General features: G+C 73.8%; 1 protein-coding gene. It reads right to left on the bottom strand.

Annotated elements, in window-relative coordinates:
- Window positions 1-121: 121 nt before the first annotated feature.
- On the bottom strand, window positions 122-23,011 hold the full coding sequence (locus ACFVW6_RS20790) for a non-ribosomal peptide synthase/polyketide synthase (protein ID WP_387792409.1): 22,890 nt from the start codon (window positions 23,009-23,011) through the stop codon (window positions 122-124).
- Window positions 23,012-23,151 lie beyond the last annotated feature (140 nt).

The following is a 23,151-nucleotide window of genomic DNA, read 5'->3' as shown; positions in this document are numbered from 1 at the left end:
CCCGATCCCACCGGACGGCTGTACTGACATGGCTTCTCGAACCTCTCGGAAAGGGGTGCTGGCGACGTGCGCGGATGCCTCGGCGAAGCAGGCAGCAGGCTCGACGGCCGGCTCCGCGATTCTATGCGCCCCGCACCCCCGCTCGCGCATCGGCCCTCACGGCGTCCACGGGTGGGACCGCGTCGAGCACGGCCGCGATCCGGGCCAGCGCGGCGTCGCCCGCCATCGCCCAGTGGGTGGCCTCGATCCCGTACCGGTGCACGTCACCGCCGATGACGCCGGCCCAGCTCGCCGCGCCGCGCGCGCCGGTGGGGTCGTCGAGGGTGGCCGCGAAGTAGACGAGGTCGCCGTGGAAGCGCTCGGGCCGGTAGGCGTCGACCATCGTCATCGAGGCGGTGGCGGCGTCGATGATGCGGGCGACGCGGGTCCGGTCGAGCGCGGCCAGTGCTCCGCCCGCCTCGGCGGCCGCGGCGGCCAGGCCGTCGGCGTCGAAGGCCACGTCGAATTCGTCGCCCGCGAGGCCGCCGAGCAGGTCGCCGACGCTGGGCAGCGGCGTCTGCTCGGGGCCGTCGCCGAGCCAGCTGTCCATCATGGCCAGCCGCGCGACCTCGGCGCCCTCGGCCTGCAGCCGGGTGGCGACGGCGTGCGCGAGCAGGCCGCCCAGCGACCAGCCGAGCAGGTGGTACGGGCCCTCGGGCTGGACCTCGCGGATGGCCGTGACATAGCGCTCGGCCCAGGCGTCGATGGTGCCGGGCAGCGGTTCGTCCGCGGTGAGGGCGGGCGACTGCAGACCGTAGATCGGGCGCTCCGGGTCGAGGTGGCGGGTCAGACCGGCGAACGACCAGGACACACCGCCCACGGGATGCAGGCAGAACAGCGGTGCCCCGGTGCCGTGCGCGCGCAGCGGCAGCAGCACCGCGAACGCGTCGTCGGCCGCATCGTCCTGGGCGCGCAGCCGTTCCACGACCACGGCGGGTGTCGGGTCGGTGAAGAACCACGCGACCGGCACCGCGACGCCCAGTGCCTCGCTCAGGCGCGCGGACAGCTGGACCGCGGTCAGCGAGTTGCCGCCGAGGTCGAAGAAGTTGTCGTCCATGCCGATCCGGTCCAGGTCGAGGACCCGGGCGAATTCCCCGGCGACCCGCTGTTCGGTCTCGGTGACCGGGCCGCGGTAGGCGGCCTGGCGCAGGTGCGGCCGGGGCAGGGCGGCGCGGTCGAGCTTGCCGGAGGTGGTGACCGGGAACTCGTCGAGGACGAGCACCACGGCGGGCACCAGGTACCCGGGCAGCGCCTCGGCCAGTGCCGCGCGGACGGCGGCCGGGTCGAGCGGATCACGCTGCGCCGCCGTCGATTCGGCGACGACGTAGCCGACGAGCCGGTCCGCGCCCGCACCCGGCACCACCGCGGCCGCGGCCTGGGCGACGCCGGGGTGATCCAGCAGCGCGGCTTCCACCTCGCCGAGTTCGATGCGCTGACCGTTGAGCTTGACCTGGAGGTCGACGCGGCCCACGTAGTCGAGTGCGGCCGCCCCGTTCTCGCCGACGCGCAGGCGCACGAGGTCACCGGTCCGGTACATCCGGGCACCGGGCCCGGCGGACGGGTCGGGCACGAAACGCTCGGCGGTGAGCCCGGCCGCGCCGACGTAGCCGTGCGCGAGTTGCGCACCGCCGACGTACAGTTCGCCGGTCACGCCCGGCGGCACCGGCCGCAGCCGCGCGTCGAGCACGCGGAGACCGGTGTTCCCCACGGGCGTACCGATCGGCACAGTCACGGTGTCGGCGTCGTCCACCACGTGGGTGCTCACCTGCACGGCGGTCTCCGTCGGCCCGTACAGGTTGACCACCTGCGCGCCGGTCACGTCCCGGGCCCGCTGCGCCAGTGCCGGGGACAGGATCTCGCCACCGGCGAACACCCGGCGCAGACCGGTCGCGGATGTCTCCTGGTCATCGAACGGCAGCGCGGTGCCGTCGACCACCGGTCCGACGCCGTCGCCCGACGGAAGTGCCGCGCCCGCACCGCCGTTGCGCACCGGCTCGGCCGCGGAAGGCCGGGCCGTGGACTCGGCGAGGTACGCCGCGAGCAGGGTCGGTGCGAACTGCACGGTGTCGACCCGCTCTGCGGCGATCAGGTCGGCCAGGTAGCCGGGGTCGCCGTGGCCGCCGGGGCGGGCGATGACCGTGCGGGCGCCGACGCGCGGCGGTAGCAGCAGTTCCCAGATCGAGGCGTCGAAGGTGACCGGTGTCTTGTGCAGCACAGTGTCGCCGGGAGCGAACCCGAATTCCGTTGCCATCCAGTCGAGCTGGTTGACGATGGCGCGATGCGGCACCCCGACGCCCTTGGGCAGGCCGGTGGATCCGGAGGTGAAGATCACGTACGCGGTGTGCTCGGGCAGCAGCGGCTGCACGCGCTCGGCGTCGGTGAGCGGACCGGCCGGGTAGGCGGTGAGGTCGACCGTGTCGGCCTCCACCACATCGGCGCCGTCCAGCGGGGAACCGATGACCGGCAGGTCGGCGCGATCACGGGAGGTGGTGAGCACGCACACCGGCTGCGCGATCCGCAGGACGCGGGTGATCCGCTCGGCCGGGTGATCGGGGTCGATCGGCACGTAGATGCCACCGGCGGCGAGCACCGCGTGCACCGCCACCAGCAGCTCCGGCGAGCGGCGCACGGCGACGGCGACCGCCGTGTCCGGTCCGACACCCTGGTCTACGAGGTGGCGGGCGAGCCGGTGCACCCGGTCCGCGACGTCGGCGTAGGTGAGCGAGACGTCGCCGTCGGTGAGCGCGATCGCCGTCGGCGTCGCCGCGGCCTGCCGGTCGAACGCGACCGGCAGCACCTCGGCGGGCACCGGATGCCCGGTGTCGCACCAGGTGTCGAGCAGGCGCCGATCGGCGTCGGTCAGCAGGTCGACCTCGCCGAGCGGACGGGCCGGGTCGGCGGTGACGGCGTCGAGGATGCGGACGTAGCCGTCGGCGATCCTGGCCGCGGTGGCGGCGTCGAACAGGTCGGTCGCGTAGGTGAGACTCACCGCGCAGCCGCCGTCGGCGGTGTCGGCGAGCACCAGGTCCAGGTCGAACTTGGCGATGGCGGTGTCGGTATCGAGCCCGGTGACGGTGAGGTCGGGCAGGCTGACCTCGGTGGGCGCGGCGTCCAGGTTCTGGAAGGCGAGCATCACCTGGAACAGCGGGCTGTGCGCGGTCGAGCGGACCGGGTCGAGCACGTCGACGAGCCGCTCGAACGGCACATCGGCGTGCTCGAACGCGTCGAGGTCAACGCGGCGGGCCTGGCGCAGCAGGTCGGTGAAGGACGCGGCCGGGTCGACGGCGGTCCGCAGCACCAGGGTGTTGACGAACATGCCGACCAACTCGTCGAGCGCCGCCTCACCACGACCAGCGACGGGCGTGCCGATGGCGATGTCGCCGGTGCCGCTCAGCCGGGCCAGCAGGGCGGCCAGCGCCGCGTGCGCGACCATGAACGCGCTCGCGTCGCCACGGCGGGCCAGCTGCCCGACCCGCCGCCAGATCTCCGGCGGCACCACGGTGTCCACGCTCGCGCCGCGCTGCGAGGCGACCGCGGGACGCGGCCGGTCGGTGGGCAGCTCGAGCAGGCCGGGCAGCCCGGCCAGTTCGTCGCGCCAGAACCGGATCTGCCGGGCGGCGACCGATTCCGGGTCGTCCTCGCCGCCCAGCACCGCACGCTGCCACAGCGTGTAGTCGGCGTACTGGACCGCCAGGGGCGTCCATTCGGGGTCGGTGCCGGCGCGCCGGGCCAGGTAGGCCGCGGTGGTGTCGCGCAGCAGCGGACCGGCGGAGAAACCGTCGGCACTGATGTGGTGGATCACCACGACCAGCACGACGTCGTCGGGCGCGCTGCGCAGGACCCGCACCCGCACCGGCGGCGCGACGGTGACATCGAAGCCGCGGCCGATCTCGGCGGCCACCATCGCGGGCACCGCGATCGGGTCGACGGTCTCCACGACCGGGGTCGGCACGAACTGCCACACCGCCTGATGACCGATGCCGTCGATCGCCGGGTACGCGGTGCGCAGCACCTCGTGCCGGTCGAGCACATCGGCGACGGCGGCGGCCAGCGCCGGGGCGTCCACGTCGCCGCGCAGCCGCACCGCGATCGGGATGTTGTAGGCCGCCGACGCCGGGTCGAGGCGGTTGAGCAGCCACATGCGCTGCTGGGCCGCCGAGAGCGGGATCCGGTGCGGGCGGCGGGCGGCGGTCAGCGCGAGGCCGGCGCCGCTGCCCATCCGGCCCGCCAGGGTGTCGGCCAGGTCGGCGACGGTGGTCGCCTCGAACAGGGCGCGCACCGGCACCCGGGCCGACAGCGCCGCGCCGAGGCGGGCGGCGACCCTGGTGGCGATGAGCGAGTTGCCGCCGAGTTCGAAGAAGTCGTCGTCGAGACCGACCTGCGCGCGGCCGAGCACCTCACCGAAGACCTCGGCGACCGCGCGCTGGGCCGGGGTGACCGGCGCCCGGAACGGCCTGGCCACGAATTCCGGTGCGGGCAGGGCCTTGCGGTCGAGCTTGCCGGAGGTGTTGAGCGGGAACGCGTCGAGCACCACGATCACCGACGGCACCATGTACGACGGCAGCACCGTCGCCAGCGCCGAACGCAGCTGCGCCGCCTCGAGTTCGGCGCCGGGCACCGGCACCGCGTAGCCGACCAGCCGGTCGCCCGCCGGGCTCGCCGACACCACCGCCGCGGCCTGGCTGATCCCCGGCAGGCCACCCAGCGCGGCCTCGATGTCGCCGAGCTCGATGCGCTGACCGCGGAACTTCACCTGGAAGTCGATGCGCGCCAGGTAGCTCAGGACGCCGTCGCGGTTCCAGCGCACCAGGTCGCCGGTGCGGTACATGCGCTCGCCCGGCGCGCCGAACGGGTCGGCGACGAATCGGTCGGCCGACAGGTCGGGCCGCCCGAGGTACCCACGGGCCAGCTGCGCACCCGCCAGGTACAGCTCACCGGCGACGCCGGGGGCGACCGGCCGCAGCCGCTCGTCGAGCACGTAGACCCGGGTGTTCCAGGCGGGCACCCCGATCGGCACGGTCTGCCCGGTCGCGCCCTCGGCGGGCCAGGCGGTGACCGAGACGGCGGCCTCGGTGGGTCCGTACAGGTTGTGCACGGCCGCGGCCGAATGCGCGCCGAAGGCGGCCACCGTGTCCGGAGTGAGCGCCTCGCCGATCGCGAACACCAGCCGCAGGCTCGCCAGCTGACGCGCGTCGGCGTGCGCGGCGAACATCGCCAGCATCGACGGCACGAAGTCGGCGACGGTGATCCCCCGCGCGGCGACCAGGTCGGCCAGATACAGCGGATCGCGATGCCCGTCCGGGGTGGCCAGCACCAGGGTGGCGCCCGCGGCCAGCGGAGCGAAGAAGCCCCACACCGACAGGTCGAACCCGACGGCGGACTTCTGCAGGTACACGTCGTCGCCGTCGATCCCGTACCGCGCGAGCAGCCAGGCGATCTGGTTGCGCACACCCGCGTGACTCATCGCCACGCCCTTGGGCCTGCCGGTCGAGCCGGAGGTGAACAGGACGTAGGCGAGGTTCGAATCCCGCAGCGGCGCAAGGAGTTCGGCATCGGCCACCGGATCCGTCGAGTAGACCGACGTATCGACGGTGTCGACGACGACGATCCGAGGCGCGGGCGCCGCCATGGCCGCGATGCCGGTCCCCGTCGACGACTGCCGATCGAAGTAGTCGCGCGCGGTGGACAGGACCAGGTGCGGGCGCGCGGTGTCGAGGACCTGGGCGATGCGCTCGGCCGGGTGATCCGGGTCGACCGGCACGTACGCGCCGCCCGCGGTGAGCACCGCGTACAGCGTGACGACGAGGTCGATCGAGCGGCGGATCGCCACCGCCACCAGCGCGTCCGGGCCGACGCCCTCGGCGACGAGATGGCGGGCCAGCTGGTTCACCCGGGCGTCGAGCTCGGCGTAGGTCAGCTCGGTGTCCTCGAAGACGAGCGCGGTCGCCGCGGGATTCGCCCGCACCCGGTCGCGGAACGGGGTGAGCAGCGTCGCGGTGCGGTCGATCTCGTGCGCGGTGGCGTTCCACTCGGTGAGAATGCGGGTCCGCTCGACCGGCTCGAGCACGTCGATGGCGTCCAGCGGGGTGTGCGGCGCCGCGGCGACGGCGGTGAGCAGCCGTTCCAGCCTGCCCGCGAGGGCGGCCGCGGTCGCGGTGTCGACGACATCGTGGGCATAGGTGAGCACACCGGTGACACCGGCGGCGGCACCGTCGGCGGCGTAGGTGTCGCTGACGATCAGGTGCAGGTCGAACTGGGACAGCTCGCTGTCGGTGTCCAGCGCGGACACCGTGATCCCGGGCAGCGCCAGTTCGGCGCGCTCGAAGTTCTGGAACGAGAAGCCCACCTGGAACAGCGGGTGCCTGGCGGTGGAGCGGGCCGGGTCGAGCACCTCGACGAGCCGTTCGAACGGGACGTCCGCGTTGGCGTACACGGCCAGGTCGGTGGCGCGCTGGCGGGCCAGCAGCTGACCGAACGTCTCCCCCGCCACCAGCCGGGTGCGGAAGACCAGGGTGTTGACGAACATGCCGATCAGGTCCTCGAGCGCGGCCTCACCGCGCCCGGCCACGGGCGTGCCGACGGTGATGTCGGCGCTGCCGGACAGGCGCCCGAGCAGGGCCGCGAACGCGGTGTGCACGACCATGAACAGCGTCGCGCCGGATGCCCTGGCCAGCTCGGTCAGCCGGGCGTGGGTGCGCGCGTCGAGCGTGACCGGCACCGTGCCACCGGCGAGGGTGCGCACGGCCGGGCGGGGGCGGTCCAGTGGGAGGGCGAGTTCGTCCGGGAGATCGGCGAGTTCGCCGCGCCAGAAGTCGAGCTGGCGGGCGGCGACCGAGCCGGGGTCGGCTTCGTCGCCGAGGGTCGCGCGCTGCCACAGCGCGTAGTCGGCGTACTGCACCGGCAGCGGCGTCCACGCGGGCGCGGTGCCGTCGCGGCGGGCCAGGTAGGCGGTCATCAGGTCGCGGACCAGCGGCGGGACGGACGAGCCGTCCGCACTGATGTGGTGCACGACCACGGCCAGCACGGCCTCGTCGGTGTCGGCGTCCCGTCCGGCGGTGAGCCGGTACAGCACGACCTGCCAGGGGACGCCGGCCGTCACGTCGAACGTGGTCCCGGCCAGTTCGGTGACCGCCGCGACGACCTGGTCGGCCGCGATGTCACGAACCCGCAGGGCGACACCGGCTTCGGTGGTGGACAGGATCTCCTGGACCGGGCCGTCGGCGGTCTCGGGGTAGTAGGTGCGCAGCACTTCGTGGCGCTCGACGAGATCGCCGACGGCGGCGGCGAGCGCGTCGACATCGAGCACACCGCTGAGCCGCACCGCGATCGGCACGTTGTATCCGGCCGAATCGGGGTCGAACCGGTTGAGGAACCACATGCGCTGCTGCGCGGGCGAGAGCGGGAGCACGGCGGGCCGCTCCCCCGCCACCAGTGCCAGCCGGGCCGTGCCCTCGGCGCTGTCGAGCGCGGCGGCCAGCGCGGCCACCACGGGGGTTTCGAAGATCCGTGCCACCGGGACCTGCCGGTCCAGCGCGGCGCCGAGCCGGGCGGCGACCCGGGTCGCGATGAGCGAGTTGCCGCCGAGGTCGAAGAAGTCGTCGTCGGCGCCGACCGTGTCGAGGCCGAGCACGTCCGCGACCACCCCGGCCACCAGCTGCTCCGACGGCGTCGCCGGAGCACGGAATTCGCGCGCGGCGAGTTCCGGTGCGGGCAGCGCACGCCGATCCAGCTTGCCGGAGGCGTTGACGGGCAGCGCGTCGAGCACCACGAAGGCGCTCGGCACCATGTAGGCCGGAAGTGCTTGCCGCAGTGCGGCCTTCACCGCGTCCAGGTCGATCGCCCGATCGGGGCTCACGGGGACGAGGTAGGCGGTGAGGTAGTCGCCGGTGCCGTCGTCGCGGACGGTGACGACGGCCCGATCGACGGTCTCGAGCGCGGACAGGATCGCTTCGATCTCGCCGAGTTCGATGCGCAGGCCGCGCAGTTTCACCTGGAAGTCGGTGCGGCCCAGGTACTCCAGTTCGCCGGTGCGGGTGCGCACGACGAGGTCACCGGTGCGGTACATGCGCTCGCCGGGGGTCCCGTACGGGTTGGCGACGAAGCGGTCCGCCGACAGGTCGGGGCGGGCGAGGTAGCCGCGGGCCAGCTGGACACCGGCCAGGTACAGCTCGCCGGGCGTGCCGACCGGCACGGGGCGCAGGCGGGCGTCGAGCACGTGCAGGGCGGTATTGGCGACGGGCGCGCCGATCGGCACGGTGACGGTGTCGGCGTCGGTGACCTCGTGGAAGGTGACGTCGACGGCGGCCTCGGTCGGCCCGTACAGGTTGTGCACCGCCACCCCGGGCACCAGCGCGCGCAGGCGCTGGGCGTCGGCGGCGGGCAGCGCCTCACCGGAGGCGAACACCTGGCGCAGCGACCCGCACGCGGCGGCCCATGGTTCGGCGAGGAACGCGGCCAGCATCGACGGCACGAAGTGCGCGACATCGACACCGGTGCGGGTGATCACCTCGGCCAGATAGGCGGGATCGCGGTGCCCGTCGGGGCGGGCGACGACCAAGGTCGCGCCGATCTGCAAGGGCCAGAACAGTTCCCACACCGACACGTCGAAGGTGATCGGCGTCTTCTGCAGCACGACGCCGTCGGCGTCGAGCCGGTAGGCGTCCTGCATCCAGACCAGGCGGTTGACGATCGCGGTGTGGCTCACGGCCACGCCCTTCGGCTTGCCGGTCGAGCCCGAGGTGAACAGCACGTAGGCCAGGTCGGCGGCGCGCAGCGGACGGATCCGGTCGGCGTCGGTAACCGGGTCGGCGGCGAATCCGGACAGGTCCAGGTCCGCCGGATCTAGGACGCGGGCGCCGGGGAAGCCCGCGCCGGCGAGCACGCACACCGGCGCCGCGGTCGCGAGCACGTCGGCGATGCGGTCGGCTGGGTGGTCGGGGTCCAGCGGCAGGTAGGCCGCGCCCGCGGCCTGCGCGGCGTAGACGGCGACCAGCAGGTCGATGCCGCGGCGCAGGCCCACGCCGACGACGGCGCCGGGGCCCACGCCCTCGGCGATCAGGAATCGCGCCAGACGCGCGACCCGAGCGGCGAACTCGCCGTAGGTGATCCGCAGGCCCTCGAAGTCGAGGGCGACGGCGTCGGGGGTGCGCAGGGCTTGCGCGGCGAACATCGAGACGAGCGTCGCCTCGGCGTCCAGCGGGGCGGCGGTGTCGTTCCATGCCGCCAGCTGCGCGGTTTCGGCGGGGTCGAGCAGGTCGATCTCGCCGACCGGCGCGGTCTCGTCGGCCACCACCGCGGCCAGGACACGCACGAAGCGTTCGCCGAAGGCCACGACCGTGGTTTCGTCGAACAGATCGGTGGCGTAGCGCAGCCAGCCACGCAGACCGGGTTCGCCCGCGGTGCCGGTGATCTCGTCGATCGCCAGCGACAGGTCGAACTGGGTGGTCGCGGCGGGCAGGGCGAACTCGCCGATGCGCAGGCCGGGCAGGTCGATGCCGGTGTCGTCGCGGTGCTCGAACGCGAGCATCACCTGCACGATCGGCGAATACGCGGTCGAGCGCGCCGGATTCAGCTCCTCGACCAGGCGCTCGAACGGCAGCTCGGCGTGGGCGAAGGCGCGCAGATCGGCGGCGCGGACCTCGGCGAGCAGGTCACCGAACCCGGCGCCCGCGTCGACGGTGGTCCGCAGCACGAGGGTGTTGACGAACATGCCGACCAGATCGTCGAGCGCGGCATCGGCCCGGCCCGCGACGGGCGTGCCCACCACGATGTCGGCCCCGGCTCCCTGCCGCGACAGCAGCACCGCGAACGCCGCGTGCACCACCATGAAGGTGGACACCCCGTGGCGGCGGGCCAGCTCCTCGATCCCGGTCACCACGCCGGCGGGCACGTCGAACCCGACGGATCCGCCCGCGCCGGTCCGCACGGCGGGCCGGGGCCGATCGGTGGCGAGCTCCACTGCCGGTGCGAGCCCGGCCAGTTCGTCGCGCCAGTGCGCCAGCTGCCGCGCCAGCCGCGATTCCGGATCGGCGGCGTCGCCGAGGACCGCGTGCTGCCACAGGGTGAAGTCGGGATACTGCACGGGCAGCGGCTCCCACTCCGGCGCCGTCCCCGCGCTGCGCGCGACATACGCGGTGACGAGATCCCGCGCCAGCGGCGTGGTCGACACACCGTCGGCGGCGATGTGATGCACCGCGAGCACCAGCACGTGCTCGACCTCGTCCACCCGCGCGTCGCCGCGAACGACACCGTCGGTGACCGTGTCGTCGTGGCGAGCGGCGGACGTCGAACCGTCACGAATAGCACTGTCGGACACCGTGTCACGGCGCGTGCCGACTGCCGCGGCACGGGTGTCACGGCGTGTGCCGACTGCCGCGACACCGTGGGGCTCCGTGCCGTTGGGCAGCGCGAATCCTGGTGCCGCACCGTCGAAGGCGGCACCGTTGCGGCCCGCGGGTGCGGCCGCTCGATCGTCCGGCACCCGCCGGAGCAGGGCGGCACGGACCGGGGGCTGGGAGGTCAGGTCGTAGCCGGCCCCGATGATCGCGCGCACCGCGTCGGCCAGCTCCGCCTCGGCGACCTCGCGGACGTCGGCGACCGGCAGCACGCGGTCGACCGGGAGGACGACCTGGGTCGGCCCGTCGGCGTCCTCGGGGAAGACGGTCCGCAGCGATTCGTGCCGCGCGAGCACGTCGCCCAGGGCCGCCCACAGCGCGTCGGTGTCCAGGTCGCCGGTGAGGCGCAGGGCGATGGGCAGCGTGTAGACGGCGGAGTCGGGGTCGATCCGGTTCAGCAGCCACAGGCGGGTCTGGGCCAGCGACAGCGGGATGCGGGCCGGGCGCGGGTCCATCACGGTCAGCGGCGGCAGCTGCTCGGCGTGGGCAACGGCGCGGACGGCGAGACCGGCGACGGTGGGGGCGTCGAACACGTCGCGCACGTCGAGCGCGCTGCCCAGTGCCGCGTTGGCGCGGGCGACGAGCCGCATGGCGAGCAGGGAGTTGCCGCCGATGTCGAAGAAGTCGTCGTCGGCGCCGACCCTGGCCAGCCCGAGCAGCTCGCCCACCACGGCGGCGAGCGCGGTCTGCGTGCCGGGGCGTGGCGCCACGTAGGCGGTGGTGACGGACAGGTCGGCGGCCGGGAGCGCGGCCCGGTCCAGTTTGCCCGCGGAGTTGAGCGGGACGGTGTCGAGCACCACCAGGTGGGCGGGCACCATGTACGCGGGCACCCGGCTCGCGACGTGCGCGCGCACCACGGCGGGGTCGACCGCACCGGCGACGTAGGCGACCAGGCACTGCCGTCCGGCGTCGTCGGTCGCGGGGACCACGGTCGCGTGGGTGACGCCGGGCGCGTCGCCGAGCGCGGCCTCGATCTCGCCGAGCTCGATCCGCAGACCGCGGATCTTCACCTGGAAGTCGTTGCGGCCCAGGTACACCAGCGCGCCGGCGCGATCGCGGCGCACCAGATCACCGGTCCGGTACATGCGGCCGCCGTCGGGCCCGTACGGGTCGGCGACGAAGCGGTCGGCGGTCAGGTCGGGCCTGCCCAGGTAGCCGCGGGCGAGCTGGTCGCCCGCCAGGTACAGCTCGCCCGCGACCCCGGCGGGCACCGGGTGCAGCCGCTCGTCGAGCACGTAGGCGCGCACGTTCCAGCTCGGCCTGCCGATCGGCAGCTCGGTCTGCTCGACCGGGGCGGTGATCTGCTGGAAGGTGCTGGTGATCGTCACCTCGGTCGGGCCGTAGGTGTTGTGCAGTTCGGCGGGCACGGTGGCGAGCACAGTGGCCGCCAGCGCGGCGGGCAGCTCCTCGCCGCCCAGGTGCAGCATCCGCAGCCCACTCAGGTCCGCGGCCAGCCCTTCGGCGAGCATCGCCGCCAGCACCGACGGCACGAATTCGGCGATGGTGACGCCCTGTTCGCGCACCACCCGCGCCTGGTAGGCGAGGTCGAGGTGCCCACCGGGCCGCAGCAGGACCAGGGTGGCGCCGAGCAGCGCCGGGCACAGCAGTTCCCACAGCGAGACGTCGAAGGTCAGCGGCGCGCGCTGGAGCAGCCGGTCCGCGGCGGTCAGGTCGTATTCGCCACGCAGCCAGCACAGTTCGTTGACCACGGCCCGATGCGAGACCAGCACACCCTTGGGCAGACCGGTGGAGCCGGAGGTGAACAGCACGTAGGCCGGGTGCGCGGGGTGCAGCGGGGCGAGGCGTTCGGCGTCGGTGACCGGGCCGCCGGGTACCGGCGGCTGCGCCGGGTCCTCGAGCTGCGCGACGGTCAGCACCGGGAAGCCGGAGCGCGACGCGGCGGCGAAATGCACCGAGGCCGTGGCAGATCGGATACCCCGGTCGACATGATCGAGGTCGCCCGCCGACGCGGCGACGACCAAGCGCGGCGCCGCCGTCTCGAGCACGTGCCCGATCCGGTCGGCGGGCTGGGCCGGATCGATCGGCACGTACACGCCACCGGCGGCGAGCACACCGTGTAGCACCACCAGCAGGTCGATGCCGCGCGGCACGGCGACCGCGACCGGGGTCTCCGGGCCGACACCGCAGTCGATCAGCCTGCGCGCGAGCCGGTTCGCCCGCGCGGCGAGCGCGCCGTAGGTGATCTCGGCACCCTCGAAGACGGCGGCGACGGCGTGCGGGTCGCGGGCCGCGGCCGCGTCGAGCAGGTGCGCGGCCAGCGGGGCACCGATACCGAGTTCGGCGAGCGCGGGCGCGAGCGGCTCGACGTCACCGTGCGGACCGGCGAGCAGCCGCGTGCGGCCGTCCTCGTCGAGAACGGGCAGGTCGCCGACGGCGGTGCCGGGCGCGGTGACGGCGGCGCGCAGTACCCGCTCCAGCATGCCGACCAGGGTCGCGATGGTGTCGGCGTCGAAGAGGTCGGTGGCGTAGCGCAGTTCGAGGTCGAGGCCGTCGGCCGTGCCGTCGGCGCCGTAGTGGTCGACGAAGGTGAAGTCCAGGTCCACTTCGATCGGCGCGTCCGGCAGGGTCAGCCCGGACAGGGTCAGGCCGGGCAGCTCGAACGCGGTGGTGCGCTGGTTCTGCAGCGCCAGCGACACCTGGTACAGCGGCGCGTAGCCCTGGGAGCGGGCCGGGTTGACCGCGTCGACGAGGCTTTCGAACGGCACGTCGGCGTGGTCGAAGGCGTCGAGGTCACCGGCGCGGATGTCGTCGAGCAGGGCGCTGAACGGCACGGCGGCGGGCACGCTCGCGCGCAGCACCAGGGTGTTGACGAACATGCCGACGATGTCGTCGAGCTCACGATGCCCACGGCCCGCGACGGGCGTGCCGACGACGATGTCGGTGCCCGCGGACAGGCGCGCCAGCAGCACCGCGAGACCGGCGTGCAGCACCATGAACGGGGTGGCGCGCCGCGCGCGGGCCAGTTCGTCGATCCGGCGGTGCAGGTCGGCGTCGAGGGTGGTGGTGAAGGTGGCGCCCCGGTGGGAGGCGACCAGCGGCCTGCGGCGGTCGGCGGGCAGGGTGAGCACGTCGGGCAGGCCGGCGAGCCGGTCGGTCCAGTAGGCGAGCTGATGGGCCAGCGGCGCGTCGGGATCGTCGGCGCTGCCGAGTCCTTCGGTCTGCCACAGCGCGTAGTCGGCGTAGTGCACGGCCAGCGCGGGCAGCCGCGGCTCGGCCCCGGCGGTGCGGGCCGCGTAGGCGGCGACCAGATCGCGGGTCAGCGGGCCCATCGACCAGCCGTCGGCGGCGATGTGGTGCACGACCAGCACCAGGATGTGCTCGGTCGGCGTCACCCGCAGCAGCGCGGCGCGCACCGGCACCTCGGTGGTGATGTCGAAACCGCCGTCGAGCGTGGCGCCCACGGCGGCGGCCACCGCCTCGGCGGCGACGTCGGTGACCGCGAGGTCGGGGACGAACGGCGCGCCGACGAGCTGGGTGGCCTGCCCGTCGAACTCGGGATAGGTGGTGCGCAGCGTCTCGTGCCGGGCGATCAGGTCGCCCAGGGCGCCGCGCAGGGCGGCGGTGTCGAGGTCGCCGCTGAGCCGGATCGCGACCGGGATGTGGTAGGCGGTCGAGCCGGGATCGAAGCGGTGCAGGAACCACATGCGCTGCTGCGCGGGCGAGAGCGGAATCCGCTGCGGCCGTTGCCCGGCCACCGGTCCCCGCCTGCTGCCGGTGCCGCGCAGCGCGTCCAGGCGCACGGCGAGACCGGCGACGGTGCTGGCCTCGAACAGCTCCCGCACCGGCACCTTGGCGTCCAGAACGGCGCCGAGCCGGGCGGCCACCTGGGTGGCGAGCAGCGAGTTGCCGCCGAGGGCGAAGAAGTCGTCGTCGGCGCCCACGCGGTCGAGCCCGACCACGTCGGCGAAGGTCGCCGCGACGATCCGCTCGGTCGCGGTCACCGGTTCGCGATAGTCGCGCTCCGGCAGTTCCGGCGCGGGCAGTGCGCGGCGGTCGAGCTTGCCGGAGCTGTTGATCGGCAGCGCGTCGAGGAAGACATACGCGCCGGGCACCATGTACGACGGCAGCACCGCCGCGACGGCGGCATCCAGGTCGGCGGGCGACAGAGGCTCGCGCCCGGGCGAATCACCCGCCGGGGCAGCCGCATCACCCGCGACGGTATCGGGGGTGGGCACGATGTAGGCGACGAGCTGGTCCGGGCGGTCGGCGTCGGAGCGGACCAGCACCGCGACGCGGTCGACGCCGGGGACCGTGGCGAGGGCGGCTTCGATCTCGGCGGGTTCGATGCGCAGTCCGCGCAGTTTCACCTGGAAGTCGGTGCGGCCCAGGTAGTGCAGGGCCGGTCCGGCGGGGCCGGTGCGCCAGGCGACGAGGTCGCCGGTGCGGTAGAGCCGGTCGCCGGTGCCGAACGGGTCGGCGACGAAACGCTCGGCGGTCAGGTCGGCGCGGCCGTGATAGCCGTCGGCGAGCTGGGCACCCGCTACGTACAGCTCGCCGGGAACACCGGCGGGCACGGCACGCAGCCGCGAATCAAGCACGTACACGCGGGTATTGGCGACCGGGGTGCCGATCGGGGCGGCGGCGGTCGGCTCGGCGCCGACCTCGTGGGTGGTGACCTGGACGGCGGTTTCGGTGGGGCCGTACAGGTTCACAACGGCCGCACCGGTGGCGGTGCGCACGCGCTGGGCGAGGTCGGTGGTCAGCGCCTCGCCACCGGCGAACACCAGGCGCAGGCTCTCCGTGCGGACCGGCTCGGCGACGACGGCGGCCAGCACCGAGGGCACGTACTGCACGACGCTCACCGCGTGCCGCGCGGTCACCTCGGCCAGATACGCCGGGTCGCGGTGTCCGTCGGCGGTGGCCAGGACCAGGCGGGCACCGGTCTGCAACGGCCACAGCAGTTCCCACACCGACGCGTCGAAGGTGAACGGGGTCTTCTGCAGGACGACGTCACCGGCGGTGAGCGCGTACTCGCGCTGCAGCCACCGCAGCTGGTTCACCACGGCCCGGTGCGGTACCGCCACGCCCTTCGGCCTGCCGGTCGAGCCGGAGGTGAACAGCACATAGGCGAGGTGGTCCGGGCGCAGCGGGGTGACCCGCTCGGCATCGGCGATAGGCTGATCCGAGAGCTCCGCCAGGTCGAGGGTGTCGATCTCGACGACCGAATCCGCCACGGCCACACCGTGACCGGCGGCCGTCAGCACGCACACCGGTGCCGTCCGGTCGAGCACGTACGCGGTCCGCTCGGCCGGATGGTCCGGGTCGACGGGCACATACGCGGCGCCCGCCGCGAGCACAGCGTGCACGGCCACGAGCTGATCGAGACCGCGCCGCAGGGCCACGGCGACCACCGAGCCCGGTCCGGCGCCGACACCGATGAGGTGTCGCGCCAGCCGATGGACCCGGCGCGCGAATTCCGCGTACGTCAGCGACTCGACGGCGTCCGGATCGTCGCCGAGGCCCGCCGCACCGACCGGCACCGGCTCGGTATCCACGACCACCGCGACAGCGTCCGGGGTGGCGGCGACCTGGTCGGCGAACAGCGAAGCGAGCGTGGCCGCGGGGTCGAGGACCAGGTCGGTGGCGTTCCAGGTGGTCAGGACCTCGGTGGCTTCGGCCGGGTCGAGCAGGTCGAGATCGCCGACCGGACGGGCCGGGTCGGCGAGGACGCCGTCGAGCAGGCGGCGCAGGCGGGTGGCGAATCCGGCGACGGTGCTCGCGTCGAACAGATCGGTGGCGTAGAGGAACGCGCCGGACAGGCCCGCGGGCGCGCCGTGCTCGTCGCGGTGCTCGGTGAGGGTGAGTTCGAGGTCGAACTTGGCGACCGAGGTGGGCAGGTCGACGCCGGCCACCGTGAGCCCGGGCAGGGCGAGGGCGCGCTGCGTGTCCTCGTTGAGCGACAGCATCACCTGGAACAGCGGATTGCGCGCGGTGGAGCGAACCGGGTCGAGCACCTCGACCAGCCGCTCGAACGGCACATCGGCGTGGTCGAACGCGGCGAGGTCGGTCTCGCGCACCCGGGCCAGCAGCTCGGTGAACGGGGCGGCGGGGCTGACCTCGGTCCGCAGCACGAGGGTGTTGACGAACATGCCGACCAGGTCGTCGAGGGCCCGGTCACCCCGCCCCGACACCGGGGTGCCGATCGCGATGTCGGTGGTCGCCGACAGCCGCGCCAGCAGCGCCGCGAACACCGCGTGCGCGGCCATGAACACGGTGACGCCCCGCGCCCGCGCGAAGTCGGCCAGCGCCCGGTGGGTTTCGGCGTCGATGTCGATCGGGTGCAGCGCACCGCCGCGCGAGGCGACGGCGGGTCGCGTCCGATCGGTCGGCAGCTCCAGCTGCTCCGGCACGCCCGCCAGGGTGTCCGCCCAGAACGCCAGCTGCCGCGCCGCCACCGATTCCGGGTCGGCGGCATCGCCCAGCACGCCGTGCTGCCACACCGCGTAGTCGGCGTACTGCACCGTCAGCGCCGCCCACTGCGGCACGTTCCCGGTGGCCCTGGCACCGTACGCGGTGAGCACATCGCGGATCAGCGGGCCGAAGGAGAAGCCGTCGGCGGCGATGTGATGCAGCACGATCACGAGCACGTACTCGGCATCGCCGGAGCCCGATTCCGCGGCTTCGGACTCCGCCGCGATGTCGGTGACACGCAGGAGCGTGGCCCGGAGGGGCGCGTCGACGGTCAGGTCGAAACCCGTGGTGGCGCAGGCACGCACCGCGCCGGTCAGGGCCGCCGTGGTGACGATCTGCGGCAGGACCTCGGGGACCAGGCCGGTGGCGGGCAGGATCTCGGCGATCGCCCGGCCGTCGCGCTCGGGGTAGCGGGTGCGCAGGACCTCGTGGCGGTCCAGCACGTCGACGAGGGCGGCGTGCAGGGCGGCGACATCGAGGGCGCCGGTGAGCCGCACCGCCATCGGGATGTTGTCGGTGGCCGAGCCCGGGTCGAACCGGTTGAGGAACCACATCCGCTGCTGGGCGGGCGAGAGCGGCAGCGGGTCGGGCCGGGTGCCCGCGACGAGGGCGGGGCCGGAACCGGTGCCGCGCAGCCGGTCCGCGGCCGCGGCGAGGCCGAGCACGGTGGCGGTGTCGAAGAGCTGCCGGACCGGGATGCGGATGTCGAGGTCGGTGCCGAGGCGGGCCATCAGGCGGGTCGCCAGCAGCGAGGTGCCGCCCAGGTCGAAGAAGTCGTCGTCGCGGCCGACCCGCTCCAGGCCGAGGACCTCGGCGAACGCGGCGGCGACGGCCTGCTCGGCCGGGGTCTCGGGAGCGCGATAGGCGGCGGCTTCGAAGACCGGCGCGGGCAGCGCGGCGCGGTCGAGCTTGCCGACCGGGGTCAGCGGCACCGCGTCGAGGGCGACGATCGCGGCCGGGACCATGTGCGCGGGCAGGTGGTCGGCGGCGTGCGCGATCAGCGTCGCGGTGTCGACGGCCGTGCCCGCCACCGGCACCACGTAGGCCACCAGCACGGTCGCGCCCGCCTCGGTGCGATGCCCGAGGGTGGCGGCGAAGTCGACGGTGGCATGCCGGGCGAGGACGGCGTCGATCTCGCCGAGCTCGATCCGGAAGCCACGCACCTTCACCTGGAAGTCGTTGCGGCCCAGGTACTCCAGGTCCCAGTCGTCGTCGGTGCGCACCCAGCGCACGGTGTCGCCGGTGCGGTACATCCGCTCGCCCGGCGCGCCGTAGGGATTGGTGACGAAGCGCCCCGCGGTGAGCGCGGGCCTGCGGTGGTAGCCGCGCGCCAGCTGGGCCCCGGCGATGTACAGCTCGCCGACCACACCGGCCGGGACCGGCCGCAGCCGCTCGTCGAGCACCAGTTCGGTGGTGCCCTCCACCGGCGCGCCGAGGGTGATCGGCGTTGTCGCCGTGAGGGGTTCGCTGATATTGGTGACGATGGTGGTCTCGGTGGGACCGTAGCCGTTGCGGAAGACCAGACCGGGGATCGCGGTGGTCCAGCGCGCCACCAGCTCCGCCGGGCACGCCTCGCCGCCGACGACCACGACCCGCAGCTGATCGAGACCCTCGGGCTGCACCGTGGCCAGCGCGGACGGGGTGATGATCACATGGGTCACCCGTTCGGCCCGCAGCAGCTCACCCAGCTCCGCCCCACCGAACACGCCGGTCGGCGCGACGACCATGGTCGCGCCCGCGGTGACGGTCAGCAGCAGCTCGGCGACCGAGATGTCGAACGACGGCGACGCCACGTGCAGCACCCGCGCGTCCGCCGACGCCACGTACCGCCCCGCCTGCACCGGCAGGTACGCCGCGACCGCGCCGTGCGGAATCACCACACCCTTCGGCAGACCGGTGGTGCCGGAGGTGTAGATGACATACGCGGGATCCAGTGGATCCACCGCACGGCGCGTTCCGCGACGACCGGAGACGAGCGGAGACGCACCCGCCTCGAGTGCTGCCACATCGGCGTACACCGCCGCGTCACCTCCGGCGGTACCCGGTGCCGACCCGGCGCCGGTGGCACCCGACTCCGTGCCGAGCCGGTCCGCCCGTTCGGCGCCGACCGCGGCGTCGAGCACGACCCACTCCACGGTGGCGGGCAGGTCAGGGCGCACCACGTCGACCGTGATACCCACGGCCGCACCGGAATCCGACAGCATGTGGGTGATGCGGTCGGCGGGGTAGGTCGGGTCGACCGGCAGGAAGCCCGCGCCGGACTTCACGACACCCCAGACGGCGGTGACGGAGTCGGCGGAACGCGGAATGCTCACGGCGACGAGGTCGCCCGCGCCGATGCCGAGGCCGGTCAGGTGCGCGGCCAGGCGCGCGGACGCGGCGTCGAGTTCGCCGTAGGTGAGGGTGCGGTCCCCGTCCCGGATCGCGATGGCGCCGGGGTCGGCGGCGGCGCCGGCCAGCACCTGCGGCAGCAGCGGGAACGGGGCGGCCGGGCCACCGGAACGGCCGGTCAGCTCGGCGAGTTCGGCGTCGATCAGCAGCGGCAGGTCGGCGACCGGGGTCCGCGGGGCGGCGGCGATCGCGGCGAGCAGGCCGGTGAAGCGGCGCACCATCCGGGCGACGGTGGACTCGTCGAACAGATCGGTGGCGTAGGAGAATTCGCCGGACAGGCCGGTGGCGCCGGACTCACGCAGCGTCACCGACAGATCGAACTTCTCGATGTCGTAGGGCAGGTCGACGGCGGCGGCCCGCAGGCCGGGCAGCTCGAAGTCGGCCTGCGGCAGGTTCTGCAGTGACAGCGCGACCTGGAACAGCGGGTGCCGGCCTGCCGAGCGCGGCGGCGCGAGCACCTCCACCAGGCGCTCGAACGGCAGGGTGGTGTGCTCGAACGCGGCCAGATCGTCGGTGCGGACCCGGCCGAGCAGATCAGCGAAGGATTCCCCGCCGCGCACCTCGGTACGCAGGATGGCGGTGTTGACGAACATGCCGATGACATCGTCGAGCTCGGCGGCGCCACGCCCGGCGACCGGGCTGCCGATCGCCACATCGGTATTGCCCGACAGGCGCGCGATCAGCACCGACAGCGCCGCGTGCAGCACCATGAACAGGGTCGCGCCCTGGTCGGCGGCAACGGAATTCAGCGCCGAGACAAGATCGGCGTCGAGCGCGAATTCGATCCGCTGCCCCCGCATCGACGCGACGGCGGGCCGCGGCCGATCGGTCGGCAGGCTCGACTCGTCCGGCAGCCCGGCCAGCGCGCCACGCCAGAACGCGATCTCCCGCCCGGCCCTGGACTCGATGTCCTCCTCGGCCCCGAGCAGCGCCCGCTGCCACAGCGTGTAATCGGCGTATTGCACCGGCAGCGGAGCCCATTCCGGCGCCGTGCCCTCGGTCCGCGCGTAGTAGGCGGTCATGGTGTCGCGCACCAGCGGCCCGGCCGACCACCCGTCCGAGGCGATGTGGTGCACCACCAGCACCAGCACGTGGTCACCGTCGACCTCGAACAGCCGCGCCCGCAGCGGCGGCGCGGCGGTGACGTCGAACCCACGCAGGATCACCGCGGCCAACACATCGGGAAGGTCCTGCGCCACAACACTGATGGGCGTGAGCACACCGAACAACGTCGACGCCGCTACCGTCTCGGCACCACCGACCTCCGGACCGTCCAACGCGCCAGCAGCGCCAGCAGCGCCAGCAGCGCCAGCAGCGCCAGCAGCGCCAGCAGCGCCAGCAGCGCCAGCAGCGCCAGCAGCGCCAGCAGCGCCAGCAGCGGGGAGCGTCGAGTTCGACTCGGCGGCAAGCAAGTCGAATGCCGCCGACGGTGACAGGACGTGCTGGGTGCCGACTCCGTCGACCTCCGGGTACACCGTCCGCAGGACCTCGTGCCGGGCGATCAGATCGCCGACGGCGGCGCGCAGGGCGTCCTGGTCCAGCGCGCCGGACAGGCGGACCGCGATCGGGATGTTGTAGGCGCCGGTCGCCGGATCGAACCGGTTCAGGAACCACATGCGCTGCTGGGCGGGCGAGAGCGGCAGCACCTCGGGGCGCGGGCCCGCGACGAGGGCGGGCCGGTCGTCGATCGCGCCACCGTCGACCAGTTTCGCGAGCACGGCGACCGTCGGGCTGTCGAAGAAGTCCCGCACGTCCACGCGCACACCGAAGTTCGCCTGCAGGCGGGCGATGGCGCGGGTGGCGATCAGCGAGTTGCCGCCGAGGCGGAAGAAGTCGTCGTCCAGGCCGACGGTCTCGACCCCGAGCAGTTCACCGAAGAGCGCGGCCACGGCGCGCTCGGTGGCGGTCACCGGCGCGCGGAACTCGGCCGCCGCGACCCGGAAATCGGGCTCCGGCAGCGCCTTCCGATCCAGCTTGCCGCTGGCGTTGATCGGCATCGCGGGCAGCTGCACCAGCAGCGAGGGCACCATGTATTCCGGCATCGACGCCTTCGCGTGCACGACCAGCTCGGCCTCGTCGAGCGGCGCGCCGTCGACACTGACCACATAGCCGACCAGCGCCTCACCGGCGGCATGGCGATGCAGCACCACCGCCGCGTTGCCGACGCGCGGGTGCGCGGCCAGCACGGCCTCGATCTCCCCGAGCTCGATCCGCAGGCCACGCAGCTTCACCTGGAAGTCGGTGCGCCCCAGGTACTCCAGCTCGTCCCCGCCGGGCAGCTGCCGCACCAGGTCACCGGTGCGGTACATGCGCTCACCGGGCACGCCGAACGGGTTGGCGACGAAGCGGTCGGCGGTCAGTCCGGGCCGGGCCACATAGCCGCGCGCCAGCTGCACCCCCGACAGATACAGCTCACCCACCACCCCGGCGGGCACCTCGTCGAGGTTCTCGTCGAGCACCAGCAGACCCGTGTCGTCGGCGGGGCCGCCGATCGGGACCGACACCTCGTCGGCGACGGTCACCTCGTGCGCGGTCACGTCGACCGCCGCCTCGGTGGGACCGTACAGGTTGTGCAGCGCGGTCGCCGACAGCTTGCGCAGCCGGGTGGCGGTGGCGGCGGGCAGCGCCTCGCCGGAGGCGAACACCAGCCGCAGCGACGACAGGTCCACCGGCGCGGTGGTCTCGGACAGTTCCCCGGCGAAGGCGGCCAGCATCGACGGCACGAAGTGGGTGACGCTCACCCGCTGCTCGGCGATCAGCGCGGCCAGGTAGGCGGGCTCACCGTGCCTGCCGGGTTCGGCGACGACCAGCCGGGCACCGATCTGCAAGGGCCAGAACAGCTCCCACACCGAGACGTCGAAGGTGTAGGGCGTCTTCTGCAGCACCACGTCGGCGTCGGTCAGCGCGTAGCAGCGCTGGCGCCAGTCCAGGTTCGCCACGATCGCGCCGTGCGTGACGGCCACGCCCTTGGGCCTGCCGGTGGACCCCGAGGTGAAGATGACATAGGCGGTGTTGCCCGCTCGCGCGCCGCCGTCGACCGCGGCGGGCGGCGCGGTCCAGTCGATGTCGTCGGTGCGCAGGACCGGCGCGCCGGGCAGATCGGGCTCGTCGGCGGCGCGGGTCACCACCACGATCGGCCGCGCCACCTCGAGCACATAGCGCAGCCGGTCCACCGGGTGATCCGGATCCAGCGGCACGTACGCGCCACCGGCGCGCACGATCGCGTGCACGGCGACGATCAGCTCCACGCTGCGCCGCATGGCCAGCCCGACCAGGGCCTCCGGTCCCACGCCGAGGTCGACCAGCCGCGCGGCCAGCACCCGCACCCTGGCGTCGAATTCGGCGTAGGTCAGCGTCTGCGCGCCGAACTGCACCGCGACCAGGTCGGATGTGCGGGCCAGCTGCTCGGCGAACCGGTCGACCAGGGTCGGCGCCTGCCCCGCCACCGGCGGCTGTACACCCAGCGCGGCCATGGCGTCACCGGCCAGCGCGTCCAGCAGCAGCCCGAACGTCCCGTCGGCGGCATCGACCACGCCGGGGAACAGCTCGGCGAGCACGACCTGCACCAGGGTCTCGGGATCCAGTGCGCCACCGGTCAGCTCGGCCATCACCGTCAGCCGCGCGTCGAGGTCGGCATAGGAGACCGAGGTGCCGTCGAACTCGACCGCGCTGCGGGCCGGCTCCATCGCCGCGACCGTCGCCACCAGCGCTGCCAGCTGTTCTGTTCCCGCGCGCGCCGGAGTGGTGTTGGTCATCTGGACTGCCTTCCATCTACCGACCGCAGGTGACGCCACGCGGCCGCAATACAACTCGGAACTCCCCGGACCCACCGGGGTGACGGGATCGGCGCGGGGCGGCCAACCTCGGGCACCCAGCCCGAAATCCGCCCTCTCAC

It is taken from the genome of Nocardia sp. NPDC058244 (assembly GCF_042882065.1).
Taxonomy (GTDB): Bacteria; Actinomycetota; Actinomycetes; order Mycobacteriales; family Mycobacteriaceae; genus Nocardia.
The sequence above is the reverse complement of the archived record's forward strand: the minus strand, read 5'-3'. Positions and strand labels throughout refer to the sequence as shown.

Excerpts from the sequence above, each read along its gene's own strand:
- ACFVW6_RS20790 (WP_387792409.1), bottom strand. The coding sequence starts at position 23,011 with ATGACCAACACCACTCCGGCGCGCGCGGGAACAGAACAGCTGGCAGCG.